This window comes from Novosphingobium sp. HNCC26DJ243, assembly GCF_057180545.1.
In genome coordinates, this window is sequence record NZ_JBXUGN010000001.1 from 529,408 (window position 1) to 550,135 (window position 20,728).

General features: G+C 62.5%; 18 protein-coding genes. 12 read left to right on the forward strand and 6 right to left on the reverse strand.

The window, feature by feature from the left end:
* Positions 1-338: 338 nt before the first annotated feature.
* From AC2A04_RS02590 to AC2A04_RS02610, 5 genes are all read left to right on the forward strand, one after another.
* Positions 339-1,481: an HlyD family secretion protein gene (locus AC2A04_RS02590; RefSeq protein WP_484210751.1), complete on the forward strand. Its 1,143-nt coding sequence runs from the start codon at positions 339-341 to the stop codon at positions 1,479-1,481.
* Positions 1,478-3,076 carry a DHA2 family efflux MFS transporter permease subunit gene (locus tag AC2A04_RS02595; protein ID WP_484210752.1) on the forward strand — a complete coding sequence of 533 codons (1,599 nt, stop codon included), beginning with the start codon at positions 1,478-1,480 and terminating at the stop codon, positions 3,074-3,076. Before AC2A04_RS02590 ends, AC2A04_RS02595 begins: the two co-directional genes overlap by 4 nt.
* The gene (locus AC2A04_RS02600; RefSeq protein WP_484210753.1) at positions 3,076-4,521 is read left to right on the forward strand and encodes an efflux transporter outer membrane subunit; all 1,446 of its coding nucleotides are present in this window, start codon (positions 3,076-3,078) and stop codon (positions 4,519-4,521) included. Before AC2A04_RS02595 ends, AC2A04_RS02600 begins: the two co-directional genes overlap by 1 nt.
* 93 nt (positions 4,522-4,614) lie before the next feature.
* Entirely contained in the window at positions 4,615-4,791 is a 177-nt protein-coding gene (locus tag AC2A04_RS02605) for a hypothetical protein (RefSeq protein ID WP_484210754.1), read from the forward strand.
* 31 nt (positions 4,792-4,822) lie between these two features.
* Positions 4,823-5,434 carry a TetR/AcrR family transcriptional regulator gene (locus AC2A04_RS02610; protein WP_484210755.1) on the forward strand — a complete coding sequence of 204 codons (612 nt, stop codon included), beginning with the start codon at positions 4,823-4,825 and terminating at the stop codon, positions 5,432-5,434.
* Here AC2A04_RS02610 and AC2A04_RS02615 read toward each other — a convergent pair whose 3' ends face one another.
* Positions 5,435-6,700: a cytochrome b/b6 domain-containing protein gene (locus AC2A04_RS02615; RefSeq protein ID WP_484210756.1), complete on the reverse strand. Its 1,266-nt coding sequence runs from the start codon at positions 6,698-6,700 to the stop codon at positions 5,435-5,437.
* Positions 6,701-6,727: 27 nt separating this feature from the next.
* A complete protein-coding gene (locus AC2A04_RS02620) occupies positions 6,728-7,369 on the reverse strand; it encodes a TetR/AcrR family transcriptional regulator (protein ID WP_484210757.1) in 642 nt (213 codons plus the stop codon).
* A gap of 101 nt (positions 7,370-7,470) precedes the next feature.
* Here AC2A04_RS02620 and AC2A04_RS02625 point away from each other — a divergent pair, with 101 nt between their 5' ends.
* On the forward strand, positions 7,471-8,304 hold the full coding sequence (locus tag AC2A04_RS02625; protein WP_484210758.1) for an AIM24 family protein: 834 nt from the start codon (positions 7,471-7,473) through the stop codon (positions 8,302-8,304).
* Between the two features lie 63 nt (positions 8,305-8,367).
* Here AC2A04_RS02625 and AC2A04_RS02630 read toward each other — a convergent pair whose 3' ends face one another.
* The 3 genes from AC2A04_RS02630 to AC2A04_RS02640 form a co-directional block, all read right to left on the reverse strand.
* Positions 8,368-10,845: a TonB-dependent receptor gene (locus AC2A04_RS02630; protein ID WP_484210759.1), complete on the reverse strand. Its 2,478-nt coding sequence runs from the start codon at positions 10,843-10,845 to the stop codon at positions 8,368-8,370.
* 94 nt (positions 10,846-10,939) lie between these two features.
* The gene (locus AC2A04_RS02635; protein WP_484210760.1) at positions 10,940-11,125 is read right to left on the reverse strand and encodes a YezD family protein; all 186 of its coding nucleotides are present in this window, start codon (positions 11,123-11,125) and stop codon (positions 10,940-10,942) included.
* A gap of 1,088 nt (positions 11,126-12,213) precedes the next feature.
* The gene (locus tag AC2A04_RS02640; RefSeq protein WP_484210761.1) at positions 12,214-13,404 is read right to left on the reverse strand and encodes an acyl-CoA dehydrogenase family protein; all 1,191 of its coding nucleotides are present in this window, start codon (positions 13,402-13,404) and stop codon (positions 12,214-12,216) included.
* A gap of 298 nt (positions 13,405-13,702) precedes the next feature.
* Between AC2A04_RS02640 and AC2A04_RS02645 the strand changes: the two genes are divergently transcribed.
* The 4 genes from AC2A04_RS02645 to AC2A04_RS02660 are packed head-to-tail and all read left to right on the forward strand — an operon-like array spanning position 13,703 to position 17,898.
* Entirely contained in the window at positions 13,703-14,206 is a 504-nt protein-coding gene (locus tag AC2A04_RS02645; protein ID WP_484210762.1) for a (2Fe-2S)-binding protein, read from the forward strand.
* The gene (locus tag AC2A04_RS02650) at positions 14,203-16,365 is read left to right on the forward strand and encodes a xanthine dehydrogenase family protein molybdopterin-binding subunit (RefSeq protein WP_484210763.1); all 2,163 of its coding nucleotides are present in this window, start codon (positions 14,203-14,205) and stop codon (positions 16,363-16,365) included. Before AC2A04_RS02645 ends, AC2A04_RS02650 begins: the two co-directional genes overlap by 4 nt.
* Before the next feature lie 10 nt (positions 16,366-16,375).
* Positions 16,376-17,353, forward strand: a complete 978-nt coding sequence (locus tag AC2A04_RS02655; protein ID WP_484210764.1) for an XdhC family protein — start codon at positions 16,376-16,378, stop codon at positions 17,351-17,353.
* The gene (locus AC2A04_RS02660) at positions 17,350-17,898 is read left to right on the forward strand and encodes a nucleotidyltransferase family protein (RefSeq protein WP_484210765.1); all 549 of its coding nucleotides are present in this window, start codon (positions 17,350-17,352) and stop codon (positions 17,896-17,898) included. Before AC2A04_RS02655 ends, AC2A04_RS02660 begins: the two co-directional genes overlap by 4 nt.
* Here the strand turns inward: AC2A04_RS02660 and AC2A04_RS02665 are convergent.
* A complete protein-coding gene (locus AC2A04_RS02665; RefSeq protein WP_484210766.1) occupies positions 17,886-20,009 on the reverse strand; it encodes a penicillin acylase family protein in 2,124 nt (707 codons plus the stop codon). The genes AC2A04_RS02660 and AC2A04_RS02665 overlap by 13 nt on opposite strands.
* A gap of 111 nt (positions 20,010-20,120) precedes the next feature.
* On the opposite strand from AC2A04_RS02665, the gene AC2A04_RS02670 reads away from it, so the two are divergent.
* Both AC2A04_RS02670 and AC2A04_RS02675 read left to right on the forward strand, forming a co-directional pair.
* Entirely contained in the window at positions 20,121-20,309 is a 189-nt protein-coding gene (locus AC2A04_RS02670) for a DUF3008 family protein (protein WP_484210767.1), read from the forward strand.
* A gap of 8 nt (positions 20,310-20,317) precedes the next feature.
* The gene (locus tag AC2A04_RS02675; protein ID WP_484210768.1) at positions 20,318-20,728 is read left to right on the forward strand and encodes a low affinity iron permease family protein; all 411 of its coding nucleotides are present in this window, start codon (positions 20,318-20,320) and stop codon (positions 20,726-20,728) included.

A 20,728-nucleotide genomic window follows, 5' to 3' on the forward strand; every position in this document is an offset into this window, starting at 1 on the left:
AAATCCTTCTGATTGGTCGGTTGGGAAACTCTGTACGAATGGCGAGATAGGACACAGCCTTCGCTTTTTCCAACGAGCAATTCCGCCTTCATTGATTGAGTGTGTCGATCAATGGTCGGCATCTTAGATGAGATATTGGTCTGACCCTGCCCTGCTGGGTGTGTCGAAAAAGCGGATGGTCCTTTGGAAATGCCCATAAAAGCGGGCTGCTCTGCAAAAGGCTGCATTTTTTGCACCTTGCCGGGCAAATTCCGCACTTGCCAAAACGCGATGGCCAAACCAAGTGGCAACTTGCAACGAAACGATTTCGTTCAATTAACGTCGTGACTGGATGATCCATGGCCGCCACCGCTGATTCCCCCTCCCTCGAAAACGAACGGACCGCTGCGAATGGGGGTCGCAAGAAAGCTGCGGGGCGGATCGCGCTCGGAGTGCTAGCGCTTGGTGCGGCTTATGGTGCCTACGCGCTCTACGGGTACGAAACAGTCGGCCGTTACATGCAGGAGACCAACGACGCTTACGTCAAGGCCGATGGCGTGTCGGTAAGCTCGAAGCTGGCGGGCTATGTCCGCGAGGTGCCCGTGGCAGACAATCAGGCGGTCGCGGCAGGCGCCTTGCTCGTGCAGATCGACCCGACCGATTTCACGACGCGACTTGCCCAGGCTAGCGCGCAAGTGGACGTCGCCCGCGCAACCGAGGTGGCAACCGTTGCCGCGATCAGCGAGGCCCAGTCCGCAGTCGGGCAGGCCCGCGCCGCAATGCAAGCAAGCGCGCGCGAACTCTCCTACCTCAACGGCGAAGTCGCACGTTTCCGCCCGCTTGTTGCCTCGGGTGCCGAACCGAAACAGATGCTCGACCAGTTGATCGCCAATCGCGACAAGGCGGCAGCCGACGTGAACGCCAAACAGGCGATGCTTGCCGCCGCGCACGATAGGGTCAACAGCGCGCGCGCTCAGGCGGGTCAGTCTGCCGCCCAGATCAAGGCTGCACAGGCGCAACGTGCGGCTGCCGACAACGATCTCGGCACGACGCGCATCATCGCACCAACCGCGGGTCGCATCGGCAATTCGACCGTGCGCGTCGGCCAGTTCGTGCAACCAGGCCAACGCTTGATGACCATCGTGCCGACCCAGGCGCTCTATATCGAGGCCAATTTCAAGGAAACGCAGATCGGACTCATGCGACCGGGCCAGCCAGTGACGATCAGCGTGGATGCCCTGCCCGACGTCGATTTCCACGGCACGGTCGAGAGCATTACCCCCGGGACCGGAGCCAATTTCTCGCTGATCCCGCCGCAGAATGCGACTGGCAACTTCACCAAGATCGTCCAGCGCGTGCCGGTGCGCATCCGCATCAATGCTGGTCCTGAATCGCGCAAGGTGCTGGTCCCCGGCCTGTCGCTGACCGTCGAGGTGGACACCCGCTCGGCCAAGTCGGCAGTCGAGGCAATCCGCAAGGAGCAGGAACAGGTGGCCAAGTGAGCGCCGCCGCCACATCCTTCGACGACGGCAAGGTGTTGCCGCCGCCATTGCCCGCAGCGAGCGACAAAGCGGACGTGACGGCCTGGCTCGGCGTAGCAGCGGGCGCAATCGGCTCGCTGATGGCGACGCTCGACATTTCGATCGTCAACGCCTCGCTCCCGACGATCCAGGGCGAGATTGGCGCGTCCTCGTCCGAGGGAACATGGATCGCGACGGCCTATCTCGTCTCGGAAATAATCATCATTCCGCTGACGGGCTGGCTCGAACGCGTGTTCGGCCTGCGCCGGTTCCTTCTGATCGCGGCAGCGCTGTTCACGGCATTCTCGGTCGTTTGCGGCCTGTCGACGTCGCTGACCATGATGATCATCGGCCGCATCGGTCAGGGCTTTACCGGCGGCGCGATGATCCCGACCGCGCTGACCATTATCGCCACCCGCCTGCCCCCAAGGCAGCAGCCAATCGGTACGGCACTGTTCGGATCAACAGTGATCATGGGGCCGGTCATGGGGCCGCTTGCCGGTGGCTGGCTGACCGAGAACTTCAGTTGGCATTACGCGTTCTTCGTCAACGTGCCGATCTGCATCGTGCTTATCGTGCTCCTTCTCGTCGGCTTGCCCAAGGGCCGGATGAAGCTGGACGAACTGGTCAACGCCGACTGGCTGGGCGTGATCGGCATGGTGCTTGGCCTTGGCGGCATCACCGTCGTGCTCGAGGAAGGCCATCGCGAACAGTGGTTCGAATCCGCGCTGATCTGGAAGCTCTCGGCCGTGACCCTGCTCGGCTTCCTGATGATCGCTGCGGGCCAGATCTACGCCAAGCGTCCGGTCGTGAAGCTGGCGCTTCTGCGCAACCGCGAGTTTGCCGCCGTCTTCGGGCTTTCGCTCGTGCTTGGCGGCGTCATGTTCGGCACGGCCTATGTGATCCCGCAGTTCCTTGCAGCGATCGCCGATTACAACGCGATGCAGGCGGGTAAGATCGTGTTCCTGTCAGGCATTCCGGCCATGCTGATGATGCCGCTTTTCCCGATTCTGGTAGCAAGGGTGGACTTGCGCGTCATCGTCGGCACCGGCGTGATGCTGCTCGCGCTGTCATGCTATCTCGACGTCAACCTGACTGCCCAATCGCGGGGCGGTGAATTCGTGGTGACGCAGTTGCTGCGCGGCCTTGGCACGGTGTTCTGCATGCTGTTCCTCAATCAGGCGGCGATCAGCTCGGTGCCCGTCGCCGATGCCGGCGACGGAGCGGGCCTGTTCAATGCCGGGCGCAACCTCGGCGGCTCGATCGGCCTTGCCCTGCTTGCAACGCTCCAGGACGAACGCTGGGAGTATCACCGCTGGACGATTCACGGCGCGCTGGGTGCCAACGACCTCAACATTCAGGACTGGGTGGGCCAGCAAAGCATGAATTACGGCGGCGGGACCGACGGCATGGCGGCGGCGCTGCGTTCGCTCGACAGCATGGTCATGCGCGATGCGCTGGTCATGGCCTTCAACGATGATTTCATGGCGCTGACGATCGGCATCCTGCTCGTCGCGCCGTTGGTCCTGCTCCTGCGCCCGCTACCCAAGGGCTATCACGCTAAGGCTTCGCACTGATGACTGCTTTCCGCTCCTTCCGCTCTCTGGGCGTTACCCTGGTTACCTCGACGCTGCTTGCCGGTTGCACGACGGTAGGCCCGAATTATGCGGGTGCGCCGGACGCTGCGCCTCAGGCCGCATCGCGCGGCACATTCGTCCGCGCGCAAGGCTTGTCAACGCAGGCACCCGATGCCCGCTGGTGGACCGCGCTGCAGGATCCGGTGCTCGACGCTCTGATCGACGAGGCCCTTTCCGACTCGCCTTCGCTGGCCATCGCAAATGCGCGCGTGGCCCAATCGCGCGCCGCGCTTGCGGCTAACAAGACGGCGGTGCTGCCCACGCTCAACGCCTCGTTTGCAGCGCCTTACATCAATGTGCCGGGAAACCTTCTGGGCGGCAGCGGTGGCGGTCGTGACGAGATCAACGCCTTCAATCTCGGCTTCGATGCGGCGTGGGAAATCGATCTGTTCGGTGGCACGCGACGCAAGATCGAACAGGCCTCGGCAAGGGCCGAAGCAGCAGAGGCCGGAGTTGCCGATGCGCGCGTGACGCTTTCTGCCGAGGTTGCCCGCGCCTATGTCGGTCTCCGCGCAAGGCAGGCGATGCTGCAATTGCAACAACGGCAGGTCGAGATCGACCGTGCGCAGGCAGGTCTTGCACGCGAACGGCTGCAGGCCGGTACCGCGCCCGCGCAACCGCTGAACGCAGCCGAGGCTCAAGCCTTTGCCAGTGAGGCGGACCTTGCGCGCACCGGCGCGGAAATTGCTGTTCTGATGGACCAGATCGCGGTTCTGGCCGGCAAGGAGCCCGGTGCGCTGGATGCGCAGCTTGGCAAACCGGTTGCGATTCCCCTTCCCCCGGTCGACGTAACTGTAGGCGATCCGGCGTTGCTACTGCGCAGCCGCCCCGACATCCGGGTGGCCGAGCGGCAACTCGCCGCAGCCAATGCCGAAATCGGCGTGCAGATCGCCAACAAGTTCCCGAAGATCAGTTTCCTCGGTCTTCTCGGACTTGGTGGCCAGACCATTGGCGACGTGTTCGATCCGGGCAATATCGTCGGGCTCGCCCTGCCCCAGATCAGATGGTCGCCGTTCGATGGCGGTCGCGGCGAGCGGCAAATCGATGCAGCCAGGGGCGCCTTTGCCGAGGCCGAGGCCCGCTATCGCCAGACAGTGCTTGCGGCCTTGCAGGACGCCGAGGGATCGCTTGCCCGGTTCGGTGCGCACCGCATCGCTTTCGCACGCACGGTTGACGCCGAGCAGCGCGCGCAGAGAAACGTCGCGCTGCAAGCCCAGCGGCTTGCGGCGGGCACGGCGAGCAGAACCGACAAGCTGAGCGCTGAGCGCCAGGCCCTTCAGGCCGCGATGGCGACAGCGGGAGCGCGCGCCGAACTGACCACGGCTTTCGTGGCCATCGAGAAAGCGCTCGGCCTTGGCTGGAAGGCGCCGGAGCCTGCAAAATGAGCCGGCTTCGTCCATTTTATAGCATATTGACTCTGTCGATGGCTGAGGCACTCTCAACCCACAAAACGCCGCAAAGGCGGAAAGGTGGGATGGATGAGCTGGATAACGGACGCGAGCCGCCGTCTGTGGCAGGCCTATTGCCAGGGTCTGGAGATGTCGTGCCCGGTGCAGCGGGTAGATCAGTGGCTGGCATGCGCGCGGGACGAGACGCATGACGCCACCCGTACCGCCGCCCGGATCGTCAAGGACACCGAACCCACCATGCACTGAGGACCACTGCGGCCTTCCCGAGGTTGCCAGCATGGGACGGCGCGGCAGGCCGTCGCTTGAAGAAGCGCAGAAGCTGCCTGTCCGCATCCTTGAGGCTGGATGGGACATACTTGTCGAACATGGCTTCGACAGCTTCACTTTTGACCGACTGGCCCGCCATGCGCGGATCGGAAAAGTCACGATTTACAACCGCTTTCCCGGCAAGCGCGAATTTCTGGAAGCCCTGCTTCGGCACAAGGTAGACCAGCGCCGGGTCTCGATCCTCGCCACAGGCGCCGGACTCCCGCTCGTCGAGAGCTTCTGCCAGCGCGCCGCGATGGTAGTGCAACTGCTGCTCTCACCCGACGGGATCATGATGGAGCGGCTGGTCGACTGGTGCGACCAGGAATTCGGTGATGGCGATGTCAATTATCGTCACGCCATGTTCGCGCATGCCCTTGCCGATATCGAATCCGAACTGCGCACGGCAGCGATTGAGGAAGGCGTCGTCATTGCCGACCTCGGCCTCGCCGCGCGCTTCTGGCTCGAAGGTATTCTCGGGCATGCGCGTCTGGTAGGAAGCGCACACGTTTACGACCACGCAGAAACCGAACGCTGGGCGCGCAGCTATTCCGACTTCTTCTTCGCCGGACTGCGCGGCTGATCAGTCCGCCTTGCGGGTCGCCTTGAGAGCGAAATCGACTCCGACCGCATCCTTGAGCTGATCCGTGGCCGACCATTCCGCTTCGCCGACGCCGAAGGACAGGCGTTGCAAGGATGCATTGCCCGTGGCCATGGCCTTGTCACCGTCAATCTTGAGAGCGAACCTCACGGCCAGCGGCCGCGCTTTGCCGTGTAGCGAAAGCGTGCCCGCAGCAATGTATCGACCCGCGCCGCTCTCACGGATCGAGGTCGAGCGGAACACGGCCTTCGGATTGGCACCGGCCCCGAAGAAGCTGTCGCTTTTGAGCATGTCATCGCGCTGACCGTCGCCGCTTTCGACCGAAGCGAGATCGACCGTGACCTTGATCGACGATCCGGGGAGGTCTTCGGGATCGAAGACAATTGCCGCGTCCCAACGCGTGAAGGTGCCCTTGATCGCTTCACCGGTGTAGTCGGCGGTGAAGCCGAGACGGCCGCCCTTCTCGACCGTCCACGGCGTTGCCTTGGCCGAGGCGGCTGGCTCCGACGCCGCAACGCCGGGCAGGGCCTCGCTCGGCAGTGCGGCAGGCTCCGAGGCATCGGGGGCTGCAACGGCTTCAGATTCGGAGGCCACAGGAGCCGCTGTCGAGGCGGGGGATGCAAACGACATCGTGCGGCCGGCAATCATCAGGCCGAGGCCGCCCACAATCGCGATAGCCGCTGAAACGCCAATAGCCTTCTGGCTGGCGATCGAGGCCGGAAGCATCCGCCCGATCACGTCCTCGCGCTTGAAATGATGATAGAGTGCGCCGGCAATGTGCAACACGATGAGCAGGAAACCGACGGTCCCGATGAGTCCGTGAATCCCCTCTGCCGGCTCGTGCAGCGCCTGACCGACAGGCAGATCGGGCCATGGGATGGTACCGAACAGCATCGTCTGGAGCCGTACCTTGGCGGTCGAGACAATGATCCAGCCCGTCAGCGGACCAAGGATCATCACGCCGTAAAGCAGCAGGTGGACGCCCGACGCCAGCACCATCTGTGGCTTGCTTGCCAGCACCGGCGCCGGACGCGGCTTGATCAGTCGCACAAGGACGCGGGCTAGGCTGAGCAGCAGGATCGTGATGCCGACCGACTTGTGGAACTGGTACCCCGCAAACTGCGCCACGCCCTTGGGAAGGTCTTCCAACCCCCAGCCCAGACCGATCTGGAGGAGAAGCAACGCGGCAATGGACCAATGGAGGATGACAGCGGCAAGCGAATAGCGTGCCGGGCGCAGGTCAGTCATTCAGATGTCTCCCGTTCGACGGCTCGGTTATGAACTGGAACAGTCTGCTCTGTCCATTGCCAGAGCATCTGCGGCAAACTTTCGGAACTGGGAAAGCCGCGCCTCGTCGCTGTCCGTGCCATAGGCAGAGCGCGTGCCCTCGCGACCATCGGGCAACCCGCGCGGAGGAACGTCGAGTGCAGCGGCAGTCACGAAGCGGATGCGCCATGCAAGCGCTTGCGGGTCCACGCCCGTCAGGCACGCCTCGAACGCTGCCTGCACACGCGCCACGCCATCGGCAAAGACCGCCCAGATCCGGGCATTGAGATCCTGCCCGGATCGCGAGAATACCTCGTCCAGCACGACGATCGCCCGGTACCGCGGGTTCATGGCTGCGCGGGCCCACAGAGGAACGACCAGTGCCTCAACCGCGCCTGCGAAATCGCCGGGGGACAAACCATCAAGGAGGCGCGTGCGTGCATCGGAAAGGCATGCGGCGTTGCGCAGAGCAAGTTCTCCGAGCAGGCCGTCGGTATCGCCGAAGTGGTAACGAACAAGGGCAGAATTGACGCCCGCTTCTTCGGCGATCCGGCGCACGGTCAGCGCCCGCACACCTTCGCGCACAACCAGCCGTTCGGCCCCCGCGAGCAAGCGGTCGGGAGTTGTCAGAGCGTCTTGCATCGTTGCCATGACGAGCGTCATACCAGCGTCGACGAAAGCTGGGTATGCCCTCTCGCATCGCGACGGGTCATGCTTATGTCTGTCGCAGTAATTCATGGGAGATCACTTGCATGTCCAACAGTCCATGGGCCCATCAGCGCCGTGAAAGCATCGCCGACGACATCGATTTCGAGATCAAGGGGCAGGAACTGCAGTTCGTCGAGATCGAGCTCGATCCGGGCGAAAGCGCCGTGGCCGAGGCTGGAGCGCTGGTGTGGAAAGACGCCGCGATCGGCATGACGACCGTTTTCGGCGACGGCAGCGGTGGCAGTGATGGTGGTTTCATGGGCAAGCTTCTGGGCGCGGGCAAGCGGCTGGTGACCGGAGAAAGCTTGTTCACCACCGTGTTCACTCACAACGGCGGCGGTAAGGCGCGGGTCGCTTTCGCCTCTCCTACACCTGGCGCGATCCTGCCGATCAAGCTTTCGGACGTGGGCGGCACGCTGATCTGCCAGAAGGACAGCTTCCTTGCCGCTGCGCGCGGGGTGTCGATCGGAATCGCTTTCCAGCGCCGGGTGATGACCGGCCTGTTCGGCGGTGAAGGCTTTATCATGCAGAAGCTTGATGGCGATGGCTGGGTCTTCGTCCAGATGGGCGGTACCGTGGTCGAGCGGGAACTTTCCCCGGGCGAGGAACTGCATGTGGATACAGGCTGCCTCGCCGCCTATACGCCATCGGTCGATTTCGATCTGGTAACCGCAGGCGGTGTGCGTTCAGTCCTGTTCGGCGGTGAAGGCCTGTTCTTTGCGCGTTTGCGTGGCCCGGGCAAGGTATGGATCCAGTCTCTGCCTTTCTCGCGTCTTGCCGGGCGCATGCTGGCAGCGGCGGGATCGCGCGGCGGGCAGAACCGCGGCGAAGGTTCGGCTCTGGGCGCGCTTGGCGACTTCATCGGCGGAAACAACTGACGAAAAAGGGCCGGTGGATCGCTCCACCGGCCCCAGGTGCCGCACACGGTGCGGGGTGGTCGATCAGAATGCAGTGCGGATGGTGAAGCCCCAGGTACGGGGATCGCCGGGAAGCCCTGCGATCAGGCCAGTGTTGCCGGGTCCGACAAACAACTGGTCGAAGTAGTTCGCGTCGAAGGCATTGCGCACCCAGCCATAGACGTCGAAGCCGCTGTCCGTCCGGAAGCCGGCGCGGAAGTTCGACAGCGAGTAGCCATCTACCCACGTATAGGCAGAAGGCGACGGGTTGGACGAGAACTTGGAGCGATAGCTTCCGTCATAGCCGAAGTAGACCTGCCCCTCGCGCCCGATGAACTTGACCGGCGCATTGGCTTCGAGACCCCATGAGAACGACCATTCCGACACGCCCGGCAGACGTTGACCGGAAATATCGCAATTCGCAGGGCTGAGCGCGCCCGGCGTGCCTGCCGCTCCGGGGACCTGCGAACCGGTAACCACCGTGCCGCCCGACAGTTCTGGCGGGCAAGGCGCATCGACGAACTTGCGGTATGTGGCATCGGTGTAGGCACCGTTGACGTAAGCGTTGAAACGCTCGGTCGGGCGGATCGAGAAATCCGCTTCCACACCCTGCGAGCGCACGGCGCCAGCATTGGCGAGATAGCCGCGAAGAACACCGAACTGGCCGTTGTTCACGTTGGCTTGGTAATCCTTGATGTCCGTACGGAACACCGAAAGGTTGAGGATCGCACCGATGTCGCGGAACTCGGTCTTGATGCCGGCCTCGTAGTGCCGGACAGACTCCGGCTTCACCGTGGCGGCGGCAAGAATCGGATTGTTGGCGGCATCGGTCGGGACACCGTTCTGGTTGATGCCGCCCGACTTGAAGGTCTTGGCGTAAGTTGCGTAGAACAGGATGCCCTGGGCAGCCTTGTAGCTTGCGGTGAAATCGTAGCTGAAATTCCAGTCACTGAACTTGGGCGAGATCGTCTGCGGCGTGAAAATACCAAGCTGCGCGGTCTTCGTGGGATTCGTCGTGCCGTCGAGCAGCACTTCATTGCCGGCAGCGGTGAAGACCCGGCGCTGGTAGAAACCGTCCTTCTTGTCGTAGTTGACGCGCAGGCCCGGCTGCAGGGTCAGTTCCGGCGTGACCTTGAAGCTCGCCTGGCCGTACAGCGCAAGGCTGGTGTTCTTGAGATACTGCGTGTTGAGCGCGGTCAGGCCATCGAGCACGTTGGAATTGTACAGTGCGTTCGATGGCGAGAGATTCCACTTGGTCGACGCGCTGCCATGCGCTTCTGTGCCTTGCGTGTCGATGCGCTGATAGAAGCCGAACGCACCGATCACGAAATCCAGACGATCAGCGCTGTAATTATAGCGCAGTTCCTGAGTGTACTGGTCCTGCTGCGACGGGTTCTGCGACTTGGCCACGATCGGAAGACCAGTGAAATCGCGGTCGTTCTGAGGCTTCCAGTCCCAGAAGCGCCACGCGGTCACTGAAGTGAGGGTGCCAGCACCAAGGTCCCATTTCACGCGCAGAGATGCACCGCCGATCTTGTTGCCCGCCTGAAGGGGCGAATCGAGATCGGTCAGGCGGTCAAAAGGGTTGGTGCTCGGCACGGCATAGCCCTGCGCGGCGGCAAGCGCTGCAAACTGACGGTTCAGCGCGCGCTGCGTGGTACCGGTGCGGACATAGACCGAACCGCAGCACACGGCATCCTGTTCACTGTAATCGCCAGCCAGCGTGATACTGAGCGCGTCGCTTGGATGGAACAGCAATTGTGCACGCAGGCCGAGGTTGTCCTGGCTCTGGATCCACTGGTTGGATGTGACATTGTAGATCGTGCCACGGCGGTTGGTCGACGAGACCGCGAGACGCGCGGCCAGCGTATCGGTGATCGGACCCGAGACTGCTGCCTTTGCCTGAACATAGTTGAAATTGCCGACACTGACCTCGGCCTTGCCTTCGAAATCGAAGGTCGGCTGATTGGTCGTGATATTGATCGCGCCCGCAGTCGTGTTCTTGCCATAAAGCGTACCCTGCGGACCGCGCAGGACTTCGATCTGCTTGACGTCAAGGAAATCGAACGTGGCCGAAGCAACGCGCGAATTGTAGACGTCGTCGATATAGATGCCGACGCCCTGTTCGATGCCATCGTTGGTGAGGCCGAACGGCACCCCGAGACCACGAATGTTCACGGCGGTATTGCGGGGATTTGAAGAGTAGAACTGAAGCGTCGGCGTAAGCTGCTGCAAACGCCCGACATTGAAGCTTCCGGTGCTGTCGATATGTTCGCCGCCGATCACGGAGATGGCAAGCGGCACGTCCTGGGCGGTTTCGGCGCGACGTCGAGCGGTGACGACGATCTCTCCGCTGTCATTGGCACCTGTGCCCACCGAGGTGGTCTGCGGGTCAACAGGAGCGACGTCAGACGTGGCCGTAGCCGTCTCGGCAGGAGTAACGGGCGCTTCGACGGCGTGGACGCCATGCGAAGCCAAGGCGAGAGGCGCAGCCCCCGCCGCGAGTAAGACGCGGAAGTTCATCGTAGGACCTCATGGGTGTTCCGAACGATGCTTCCGGTGGTCCGGTCAGCGGTGCGGTGTTTAGTTCTGGTTTTTTATTGTTTTGCGGTGATGATCAGTTCGGCTTGAGCCGTCGCTTTTCAGTCACGTCAATCTGCACGACCCGCCCTTCGTGGACGGTGAGGGAAACATTGCCGTAGCGCAGCCCGGTGAGAGCTTCACGCACGCTGGCGATGCTTTCCTCGAGTTGCTGCTCTCCATCGAGGGAAGTGGCAGCGCGAGGGATAGTCTGTCCGGTCATCGCAAGTCTTGTCCTGTTCCTGTCCTCCGTTGAGGCGAATGTTCGAGCAATGTCGCCCCGAGATGTTTCCGGCCGGCGATTCGTGGTACGCCGCAACCTCTTATACTCAACTGTTTTAATAGACATTAAAGAAGCACTGTCCCGTGGTCAAGTTCAGCTATCAATGCCTCTGAGATTGCTGAGCCCGGCGTTTGGCACCCGCCGTCCGATCCATGAGCGATTAAACTCAATTGGATCGATAGACAATAAGGATTGCGACGAAGCGGTCTGATCTGTCGACGATTGCCACGGTCGCAAAAAAGGGGGCAAAAGCCCCCTGTCCCCTAAAGCAATGCGCTCAAACGCCTTCAGGACGAGGATGCAACGATCCGCAACCTTGGACCTGCAGAGGAAAAGACTGGGCCACGATCCACCTCATCAGGGCCGTCGATCGCAGAGCGAAGGCAATCCACAGCCATAGCCAAATGCAACGCCGCCATGGCATGCCCGTGGCTGTCGAGATCGTCGAGCGCGACGGAGAGGCTGTCATACACGTCGCGAATAGGTCTTGCTGATGCATGCATGGCTACAGTGCAGTCCCCGTCAGACCTGCCAGCATCGTTGCAGGCAGGAGCCGCATCATTCGTCGTGCGGCCATGGGGCATCGTCCTACCTGCGAAACGATCGATCCCAAGTGGAAATTGCACCGCTTATGATCGAATTAGGCGGCATTGAGCGAGGCCAGCAGACGAGCCGCACCCAAATTACTTACACGCCCTATAGTTAGCTTTCCGGATGCGTCAGGCAGTGAGGACACTATGCACCATGTGGGTGCCCACGAAGATGAGACCGAATTGGCACCATCACTGCGCACGCCGGATTTGCCCGCCTTCCCGGCTCAAATCCAGCACGCCCTGCTCCGCTATCATTGCGTGATTCGCGCCTTCCCTGGCAACGCCGGATCACCGGCGGCGGCGAGGCCAACCGACTGTTCAGGCCCGAACCGGGGTCCGAAAAGCCCGCGGACGTAAATCTTCCGAAACTGAACAGTCAGCCGTTTGAACGAGGGACTTGGTGGACTTTCTCGCCCTTCCGGCGCGCAAACTGCGTCATGCCATCGCCGCCTGCGAATCCCGCCAGTCACGCTTTACCTTCTTGGCAAGGCTCCACTTATGAACCTCGGTTGGACCATCGTAGATGCGGAAGGCGCGCACTTCACGGAACATCTGCTCCACTATCGTGTCGGTGGTGACGCCCGATCCACCCATGACCTGCACGCACTTGTCGGCCACGCGCATCAGCGCTTCGGAGACGGCAACCTTTGCCATCGAGCTCTCGACCGTGCCGAGCGATCCGGTGTCGAGCACGCCGGCGCACCAGTCGATCATCAGTTCCGCCTGCTTGAGATCGATGCGGTTCTCGGCCAGCATGAAGCCCACGCCCTCATGGTCGATCAGGGTCTTGCCAAATGCCATGCGCTTGCAGGCATAGTCGGTGGCAATTTCCTGCGCACGAATACAGCCGCCGAGCCAGCGCATGCAGTGCGAGAGACGGGCCGGAGAAAGGCGAACCTGGGCGTACTTGAATCCCTCGCCCGGTTCGCCCAGCATCTGGTCTGCCGAGACGCGCAGGTTGTCGATGGCGATGACCGCGTGGCCTCCGGGCATGGAGCTGTCGATCGTATTTGGCACGCGCTCGATACGGATCGCGGGATCAGGCAGGTCGACCAGGAACATGCAGGCACCCCCGTCCTCGTCCTTGGCCATGACGATGCCGACCTTGGCGCCCTTCGCTCCGGTGATGAAGGCCTTGCGCCCGTTGATCACCCAGTGGTTGCCATCGCGGCGGCAAGTGCTCTGCATCATCGAGGGATCGGACCCGGCCCCGCCTTCGCTTGCCGGTTCGGTCATGAAGAAAGCCGAACGCGCCTCGCCCGAGACGAGCTGCTTGAGGAAGCGTTCCTTGAGATCGGGACTGCCGACCTTGCCAAGCAGGTACATGTTTCCTTCGTCGGGCGCCTGGGTGTTGCAGGCGAGCATGCCGAGCGGTGAGAGGCCCGAGCGGATCAGGACGACCGCTGTCTCACGCTGGTTGAGATGGCGGCCATCGGACAGGATATGCGGTGTGAGAACGCCCGCCTCGCGCGCCAGCCCGCGCAGTTCCTGAACTAGCTCATCGAGCGGCGCGCCATGATCGTCACGGCGTGGATCATTTTCGAATGGAACGACGACTTCGCGAACGAAGCGTTCAACACGATCCGCGATGTCGAGCGCGGCGTCCATGCCGATGCCATGATCCATGAAAATTCTCCTCTACCGTCGGACGGGCTGCGCTGGCTTTTGCCTTCGCATACATCGGCATTGGTCCCTGCGGGGGATGCCTTGATCCGCCAACTGGCACAACACGCAGGTTCGTGCGGCACCATACAAAGAGAACGGTCGCGCGACCTTTGGGTGTCATGTGCCCGCTGGCCCTTCGCACCTGCCCAACAAGGTGCTTGACCCGCGCGAGATGGCTCTTCACGCTTCAGCGGTGGCGCATCGTGCGCAGGCCTCAAATGCCCCGGACAATTCCAGTTTCTCGCGAGGATTCAAATCGATGAGCGTTTCCTTCACAGTGAACGGTCGAAAGCGCGTGGTGGACGCGGAGGCGGACAAGCCCCTGCTTTGGGTCCTGCGCGAAGATCTCGACATGCCGGGCACGAAATTCGGCTGCGGCGCAGGTCTGTGCGGGGCGTGTACGGTCCATCTCGACGGTGAAGCCGTGCGATCGTGCCAGACGCCGATTGCGGATGCCGCCGGTCGGTCGATCACGACAATCGAGGGCGTAGCTACCAGCCCGATCGGCCAGCGCGTGACCGAAGCCTGGATTGCGCTCGACGTGCCGCAGTGCGGATATTGCCAGGCCGGCCAGATCATGTCGGCCACCGCCCTGCTCAAACAGAATCCGAAGCCGAGCGCCGACGACATTGACGGCTGGATGAGCGGCAACATCTGCCGTTGTTCCACCTACCTGCGTATCCGGGCAGCGATCCGCAAGGCCGCTGGTCTTCCCGCCGAGGCCGCAACAGCGGATCAGGCCGCCGGGGAGCAGATGGCATGACGAGCACGCCAAACCTCAATCGCCGATCTTTCATGATTGCCTCGCTTTCCGGTGGCGCGGCACTGACGCTCGATGCGTCAATCGTGCTCGCGGCACCATCGGCGAGCGCACAAGCGGACGTCCTCAACGCCTTCGTGCGCATAAATCCCGACAACACCGTGACCATCGGCGCGAAGAATCCCGAGATCGGCCAGGGCGTGAAGGTCATGCTGCCAATGCTGATCGCCGAGGAACTCGATCTGGCCTGGGAGCAGGTCAGGATCGAACAGACCGACGCTGACGAAAAGCGCTATGGCCCGCAAGTGGCCGGGGGCAGCACCGCAACGCCGCGCAACTGGCTGCCGATGCGTCAGGTCGGCGCGGGCGCACGCGCGATGCTGGTCGCAGCGGCTGCCGAGCAGTGGGGCGTCGATGCTGCAGGATTGACGACGGCGCGCGGTGCCGTGCTGCACACAGCAAGCGGCCGGAGCATGACCTATGCATCGCTGGCCAAGGCCGCTGCGGCACAGACGCCGCCCGATCTGGCCCAGGTTCCTCTCAAGGATCCTGCGACCTTCACCATCATCGGCAAGTCCCGCCCCGGCATCGACGTTCCGAAGATCGTCAAGGGCGAGTCCCTGTTCGGCATCGACACGCGCCTGCCCGGCATGGTGCACGCTGCCGTGGTGAAATGCCCGGCGCACGGCGGCACGGTCGGCTCGTTCGACGATGCCTCAGTGAAGGCCATCCCCGGCGTCCTCGCCGTGGTTGCTGTAAACAGCGGCTTCGTGCCCGAAGGCAAGGCCGACACTCTGCTCGTCATCGCCGACAGCTGGTGGAAGGCGAGCAAGGCGCGCGACAAGCTGGTAGTGAAGTGGGAGGATGCCGAGGTGAGCGGCTTTTCGTCCGCAAAGTACGAAGCGGACGCCGCAGCGCTGATGTCAACCGCACCCCAGTCATCCGCGTTCAGGGCGGGCGATGCCGATGCGGCACTGTCGGGGGCCGCAAAGGTCGTCAAGGCGGACTACAACTACCCCTTCCTCGCTCACGCCACGCTCGAGCCGCAGAACTGCACTGCCCTGTTCCGGGATGGAAAGCTCGAAATCTGGGCGCCGAGCCAGAATCCCGGTCAAGGCCGGGCTGATACGGCCAAGTTCTGCGGCATTTCACCTGATGCTCTGACCATTCACCTGACGCGCATCGGCGGCGGTTTCGGTAGGCGGCTGATGAACGACTATATGGTGATCGCAGGCCAAGCGGCCAAGGCACTTCCGGGAAGGCCGGTGAAGGTCCTGTTCGATCGCACCGACGATTTCCGCCATGACTTCTACCGCCCGGCCGGATGGCACCGCTTCACTGCCGGGCTTGATGAAAAGGGCGCCTTGGTCGCGTTCAAGGACCACTTCGTCACTTTCGGTAAGGACGGCAAGCCCTTGCGCGCAGCGCAAATGGCACCCACCGAATTTCCCGCGCCGGTCGTACCCAATGTCGATCTGGGTGTCAGCTATATGGCAAGCAATCTGGCAACCGGCTGGCTGCGCGCGCCCAGTTCGAATGCAATGGCGTTCGTGTTCCAGTCCTTCCTTGACGAGGTAGCGGAAGCTGCTGGTCTGGACCTGCCCGACCTGATGCGCCGCACGCTTGGCGACAGCCGCGAGATACCGGGCGAGAGGGTGGCGTTCCATACTGGCCGGGCTCGCGGCGTGATCGATGCCGTGTGCAGGATGTCCGGTTGGAAAGGGCGCAATAACGGCCGCGGGTTCGGCTTCTACTTCAGCCATCTGGGCTACTTTGCCGAGGTGGTCGACATTTCCATCGTCGATGGCATGGTGAAGGTCGACAAGGTGTGGATGGCCGGTGACGTAGGATCGCACATCATCAATCCGATCAACGCCGTTCACCAATCGCAAGGCGCGGCAATCGAAGGGCTTGGACAGGCCATGCTCGGACAGAAGCTGGTGCAGGAAGCAGGCGCCATCACCGCAGGAAACTTCGGCGACTTCGATCTGATGCGGATAAATACCGTCCCGCGCGAGATTATGGTCGAATTCGTCAAGACCGACTTCCCGCCAACTGGCCTGGGCGAACCGGCGCTACCGCCGGTCATCCCCGCTCTGGCCAACGCGATCTACGCCACAACCGGAAAGCGGCATCGCCGTCTGCCTCTGGAGATGCTATAGCGCGCGACGCATGATCGCCACTACCCCTATCGATATCCTTCGTTTTGTCGCAGCCCGCGCTGCAGAAGACGTGGATTGCGCGCTCGTAACTCTTGTCGGGATAGAGGGCGGCTCGTCTCGTGCAGTCGGCGCGCAGATGGCGGTCGCCGCCGATGGCCGGCGGGTCGGATCGTTCTCCGGCGGCTGCATCGAGGATGCCGTGGCTGCCGAAGCGATCGAGACGCTTGCCGAAGGCTGGGGCCGGGTCGTGCGCTACGGCATCGGCTCGCCCTACATCGATCTGCGCCTGCCCTGCGGCGGCGGGATCGACCTGTTGTTCACCCCCAGGCCGAGCGCCGCGATCGTTGCGCAAGTGCTTGAAGCGCTCGATGCGCGTGGCGCTGCTTCGCTGAAGATCGGGTGCGATGTGATTGCAGGATCACCTCACACGGGAACCGAGCGCTGGGATGGTCAGCACATTACCATCAGCTACCAACCAATGTTGCGCATCATTGCCTTGGGTCAGGGCGAAGACCTTACCGCCATTGCCAGGCTGGCCAGTGCATTCGGCGCAAGCGTGCTTGCGCTGACACCGGACGATACGACTGGCAAAGTGCTCGCCGCGTCAGGCATCGCGTACACCCCGCTCCCAACCCGCAACACGCTGCCGACAATCGCGACTGACCCGTGGTGCGCGATCCTGTTTCTGTTCCACGGCCGGGATTGGGAAGAGTTTCTGCTTCCTCAAGCGCTGGCGCTGCCGGCCTTCTATTATGGAGCCATCGGCAGTCGGCGCACCCATGCAGCACGAGTTGCGGCGCTCGAGGCCGCAGGGGTTCCGGCGGCGCGCATCGCGAACCTGCGCGGTCATATCGGCCTCATCCCAGCTACGCGCGATCCGGCAACGCTGGCGCTCTCAATCCTCGGCGAGATCGTTGCGGACTACAACGCGCTGGCACATTGGCAGGAATGGATGGGCGCACCGCTCGCCGAAAGCGTTGAGGGGTGACGGCACTGGTCCTGCTGGCAGCGGGACGCGCATCACGCTTCGGTGGTGGCAAGCTCACGGCTGATCTTGGCGGAAAGCCGCTCATAAACCACGCAGCGCAGGCCCTTGCCGATTTACCGCTAGCAGAACGGATCGTGCTATGCTGCGACGAGACGCCCGACCTGCCGGGATACAGGCGAATACCATTGCAGCCGACCGGCGCGCCACTCTCGCGCTCCATTGCTCTGGGCACTGCTGCTGCGACCCGGCATCAGTCGGTGCTGTTCGCGCTGGCCGACATGCCGCTTGTCCCCGGCGCGCATTTTGCAAAGTTGCTTGAGCGCTTCGACTCCGATTGCATCGGGACGCGTGTCGGCGGTGTGACGATGGTGCCGGCCATTTTCGGCGCGAGGCACTTCTCCGCACTTTTGGCTCTCGAAGGGGATCGCGGCGCAGGTGCGCTTTTGCAGCGAGCACCATCAGTGGAACTCGATCCGCGCCTTGCGCTGGACGTTGATACCGCAGACGATCTTGCCCGGGCAGCCGCCAGGCTTCAGGGCTTGTAGGTCCGCTCTACGTGGCCTTCGAGATCACTCTGATAGAAATAGACCGGCCTGAGGCGTCCTGAGGCATAGATCTCTGCCTGATCGTTGAAATGCGGCGAACTTTCGCGCCCGCTGGCCCCGCCAGATGAGACCGCCATCGCCTTCACGCGCGGACCGAACTCCACGACTGCGACGAAGCTGTTGCCACTGGTCCCATACCATCGCTTAGTGCCGGGATATTGCCTCGCGCCGAATGAAGCAAGCGACCCCCAGCGTGCGGAGGCGAACACGACTGGAAGGCTTGGCTTGTCATCGGCAAAGGGCTGGACGATGGCAGAGGTGGTGCGCTGGTAACGATTGACCTCGCCCCATGCCACGCGCCAGGTACCCCAATCCTTTTCCATGCGTGAAACAGCACTGCGCAGCGCCTCTGCCTTTTCGGCGGGCGAGGTCTTGCGCATTTCGTCGAAGACGTTGGCGTTTCGCGGCATCTTGGCCCGAACCGCCGTTTCCAGTTCATCCCCCCAATAGTTCGCAAGGCTCATCGCCTGTGAATCCGCAGACCAGCGCCTGTCCCACGCTTTCAGCATGGCAGCCGGCCCGGCCAAGGGATCGTCCGCCATAGGCATAGGGAGACCGGGAATGAGGTCTTCGAACAGCGGCAAGCGCGGATCGTAGGCCAGCGCATGGAGCGACTCCAGCGTCAGCCCCTTCGCCTTGCCGAGCAAATCGATGGCATGATCGCCGCGAGGGTTCGCGCCGACGCGGTCAAACGTGGCGGGATAATCCTTCTCGTTCAGCGTGCCCTCGCCCGCTGCGCGCCAAGGGGCATCGTTTGAATTGTAGATCCAGCTCGAGGCCGGGTTCACCACCTTCGGTGCCTGCGCGAACGTATAAAGGCCCTTCCAGTCCGCGGCCCGCTTCGTGCCGTCAACCGGATCGCGATAATCGAAGCGATCGGAACGGCGGGGCGCGAATTGCGGCATGAGGAGCGCGATGTTGCCCTTGCCGTCAGCGTAAAGCGTGTTGTTCGACGTATTGGCATTGAAACCCGCGACTTCGAGATATTCGCTCTGGCTGCGCGCCTTGGTCCGCAGCCACGACTGGCTGAGTGCGGCGATCGGGCGATTCATCAGCGACATCGCGATCCACCGATTGTGATCGCTTCGCACGATGGGTCCGTGGTGCGTGGCATAGGTCGTGAAAGTGCGATGGCCCATCGTGCCATCTGCCTTGCGATAGCCAAGAACAATGGTGCGCTCTGCGACACGCTTCCATTTCCCGCCATGCCGATATTGCCACTTGCCGTTGCGCTTACGGACGGTTTCGGCGAACTCGTCGACATTGTCCGCGCCGCTGGTCGTGTGCATCCAGCCAAGGTTCTCGTTGAAGCCCTGATAAAAGAAGAACTGCCCCCAAGTGGACGCACCATAGGCGTGGAGGCCCTCGCCGCTTTCCATCGCCAGTTCGGAGCGGAAAAACAGAGACGTGTGCGGGTTGATCAGCAGCATGGCCTGACCACTGGCAGAAAGCTTTGGCCCGATCGCGATGCCATTGGAGCCGCGCGGTTCGCGGTCGCGCCTCTGCTCGTCGAGCAGTGCAAGTGGTCCTGCCTCGCCGCCGTAGAACGAGGCGAGCGGCTTGATCGCGGCCTTCTCGATGTCGCCGCCGATCGAACCTTCAGTAAAGGAAAGGGCCATCCACGGTTCGAACTTCGAGATCACACGTGGTTTGTCGGCAGGGTGCGTGGCAATGTAATGATTTAGACCATCGGCCCAGGCATCCATCAATGTGCGTAGCCATGGCGGAGAAGCAGCATAATCGCGCTTGAGCGCTTCGGGATCGATCCAGAGGCGCTGGCGTAAGTCCTGCCAAACCGCATCATCGCCATCAGCTTCAGCAGTGCGGCCCAACGCCGTCAGGAGATTGGCCTCTACGCGCGGGAAATCGTCCTCGGCCTGCGCATAGATTGCGCCGAAGACAGCATCGGCATCGGTCTGGCCGCTCACATGTGCAATGCCCCAATCGTCGCGGGTGATGGTGACGTCGCGGGGCGCGACGGCCCCGGCCGATACTGCCGAAAGTGCGGCAAGGACGATGGGAAGGCGGCGGAGCGGTGCTGTCGAGATCATGTCCCGAAGCTAACCGCTTTCGCGCGCCGGGGCCAAGGTTTCGTCACACCCTTTTAAGGCACCGGAACGCTGGCACGATGCCTGCGTTTGTTGCTGCAAGGAGAAGCAACCATGCCCGCAAAATCCGCCGCGCAGCAGAAGGCTGCCGGAGCCGCTCTTTCCGCCAAGCGCGGCGATACCGCGAAGTCGGACCTCAAGGGCGCTTCGAAATCGATGGAGAAATCGATGACCGAGCAGGAACTCGAGGAACTCGCATCGACCAGCCGCAAGGGCAAGCCCGACCACAAGCGCAAGGCTTGAACGGAGAGATGGATCGCTTCTTCACATCTGTCGCAAATCGCGTTTCCGGCTGGGCAGGCCGCCCGGCGACTTTCATCACGGCGCTGTTGGTAATCATCATCTGGGCGGTGAGCGGGCCGTTGTTCCAGTGGAGCGACACCTGGCAGCTCGTCATCAACACAGGCACTACGATCATCACCTTCCTGATGGTGTTCCTGATCCAGAACAGCCAGAACCGCGATGCCGCTGCGATGCAGGCCAAGCTCGATGAGTTGCTGCGCGCGGTCGACAAGGCGCGCGAAGGCTTTGTCGGCATCGAGCATCTGACCGACGACCAGATCTGCCGCCTGCGCACGGCCCTTGAAGTCGAGGTTGGCCAGATGACGGACAAGCAGGCTACTGCAGACGATACCGTCGAAGCTCTGCTAAACCGAACCTGA

Coding starts and splice junctions, on each gene's coding strand:
- AC2A04_RS02655 (WP_484210764.1), top strand. CDS start 16,376: ATGATCGCCACTACCCCTATCGATATCCTTCGTTTTGTCGCAGCCCGC.
- AC2A04_RS02640 (WP_484210761.1), bottom strand. CDS start 13,404: ATGGATCATGGCATCGGCATGGACGCCGCGCTCGACATCGCGGATCGT.
- AC2A04_RS02610 (WP_484210755.1), top strand. CDS start 4,823: ATGGGACGGCGCGGCAGGCCGTCGCTTGAAGAAGCGCAGAAGCTGCCT.
- AC2A04_RS02645 (WP_484210762.1), top strand. CDS start 13,703: ATGAGCGTTTCCTTCACAGTGAACGGTCGAAAGCGCGTGGTGGACGCG.
- AC2A04_RS02675 (WP_484210768.1), top strand. CDS start 20,318: ATGGATCGCTTCTTCACATCTGTCGCAAATCGCGTTTCCGGCTGGGCA.
- AC2A04_RS02670 (WP_484210767.1), top strand. CDS start 20,121: ATGCCCGCAAAATCCGCCGCGCAGCAGAAGGCTGCCGGAGCCGCTCTT.
- AC2A04_RS02605 (WP_484210754.1), top strand. CDS start 4,615: ATGAGCTGGATAACGGACGCGAGCCGCCGTCTGTGGCAGGCCTATTGC.
- AC2A04_RS02630 (WP_484210759.1), bottom strand. CDS start 10,845: ATGAACTTCCGCGTCTTACTCGCGGCGGGGGCTGCGCCTCTCGCCTTG.
- AC2A04_RS02650 (WP_484210763.1), top strand. CDS start 14,203: ATGACGAGCACGCCAAACCTCAATCGCCGATCTTTCATGATTGCCTCG.
- AC2A04_RS02615 (WP_484210756.1), bottom strand. CDS start 6,700: ATGACTGACCTGCGCCCGGCACGCTATTCGCTTGCCGCTGTCATCCTC.
- AC2A04_RS02625 (WP_484210758.1), top strand. CDS start 7,471: ATGTCCAACAGTCCATGGGCCCATCAGCGCCGTGAAAGCATCGCCGAC.
- AC2A04_RS02620 (WP_484210757.1), bottom strand. CDS start 7,369: ATGGCAACGATGCAAGACGCTCTGACAACTCCCGACCGCTTGCTCGCG.
- AC2A04_RS02590 (WP_484210751.1), top strand. CDS start 339: ATGGCCGCCACCGCTGATTCCCCCTCCCTCGAAAACGAACGGACCGCT.
- AC2A04_RS02635 (WP_484210760.1), bottom strand. CDS start 11,125: ATGACCGGACAGACTATCCCTCGCGCTGCCACTTCCCTCGATGGAGAG.
- AC2A04_RS02600 (WP_484210753.1), top strand. CDS start 3,076: ATGACTGCTTTCCGCTCCTTCCGCTCTCTGGGCGTTACCCTGGTTACC.
- AC2A04_RS02665 (WP_484210766.1), bottom strand. CDS start 20,009: ATGATCTCGACAGCACCGCTCCGCCGCCTTCCCATCGTCCTTGCCGCA.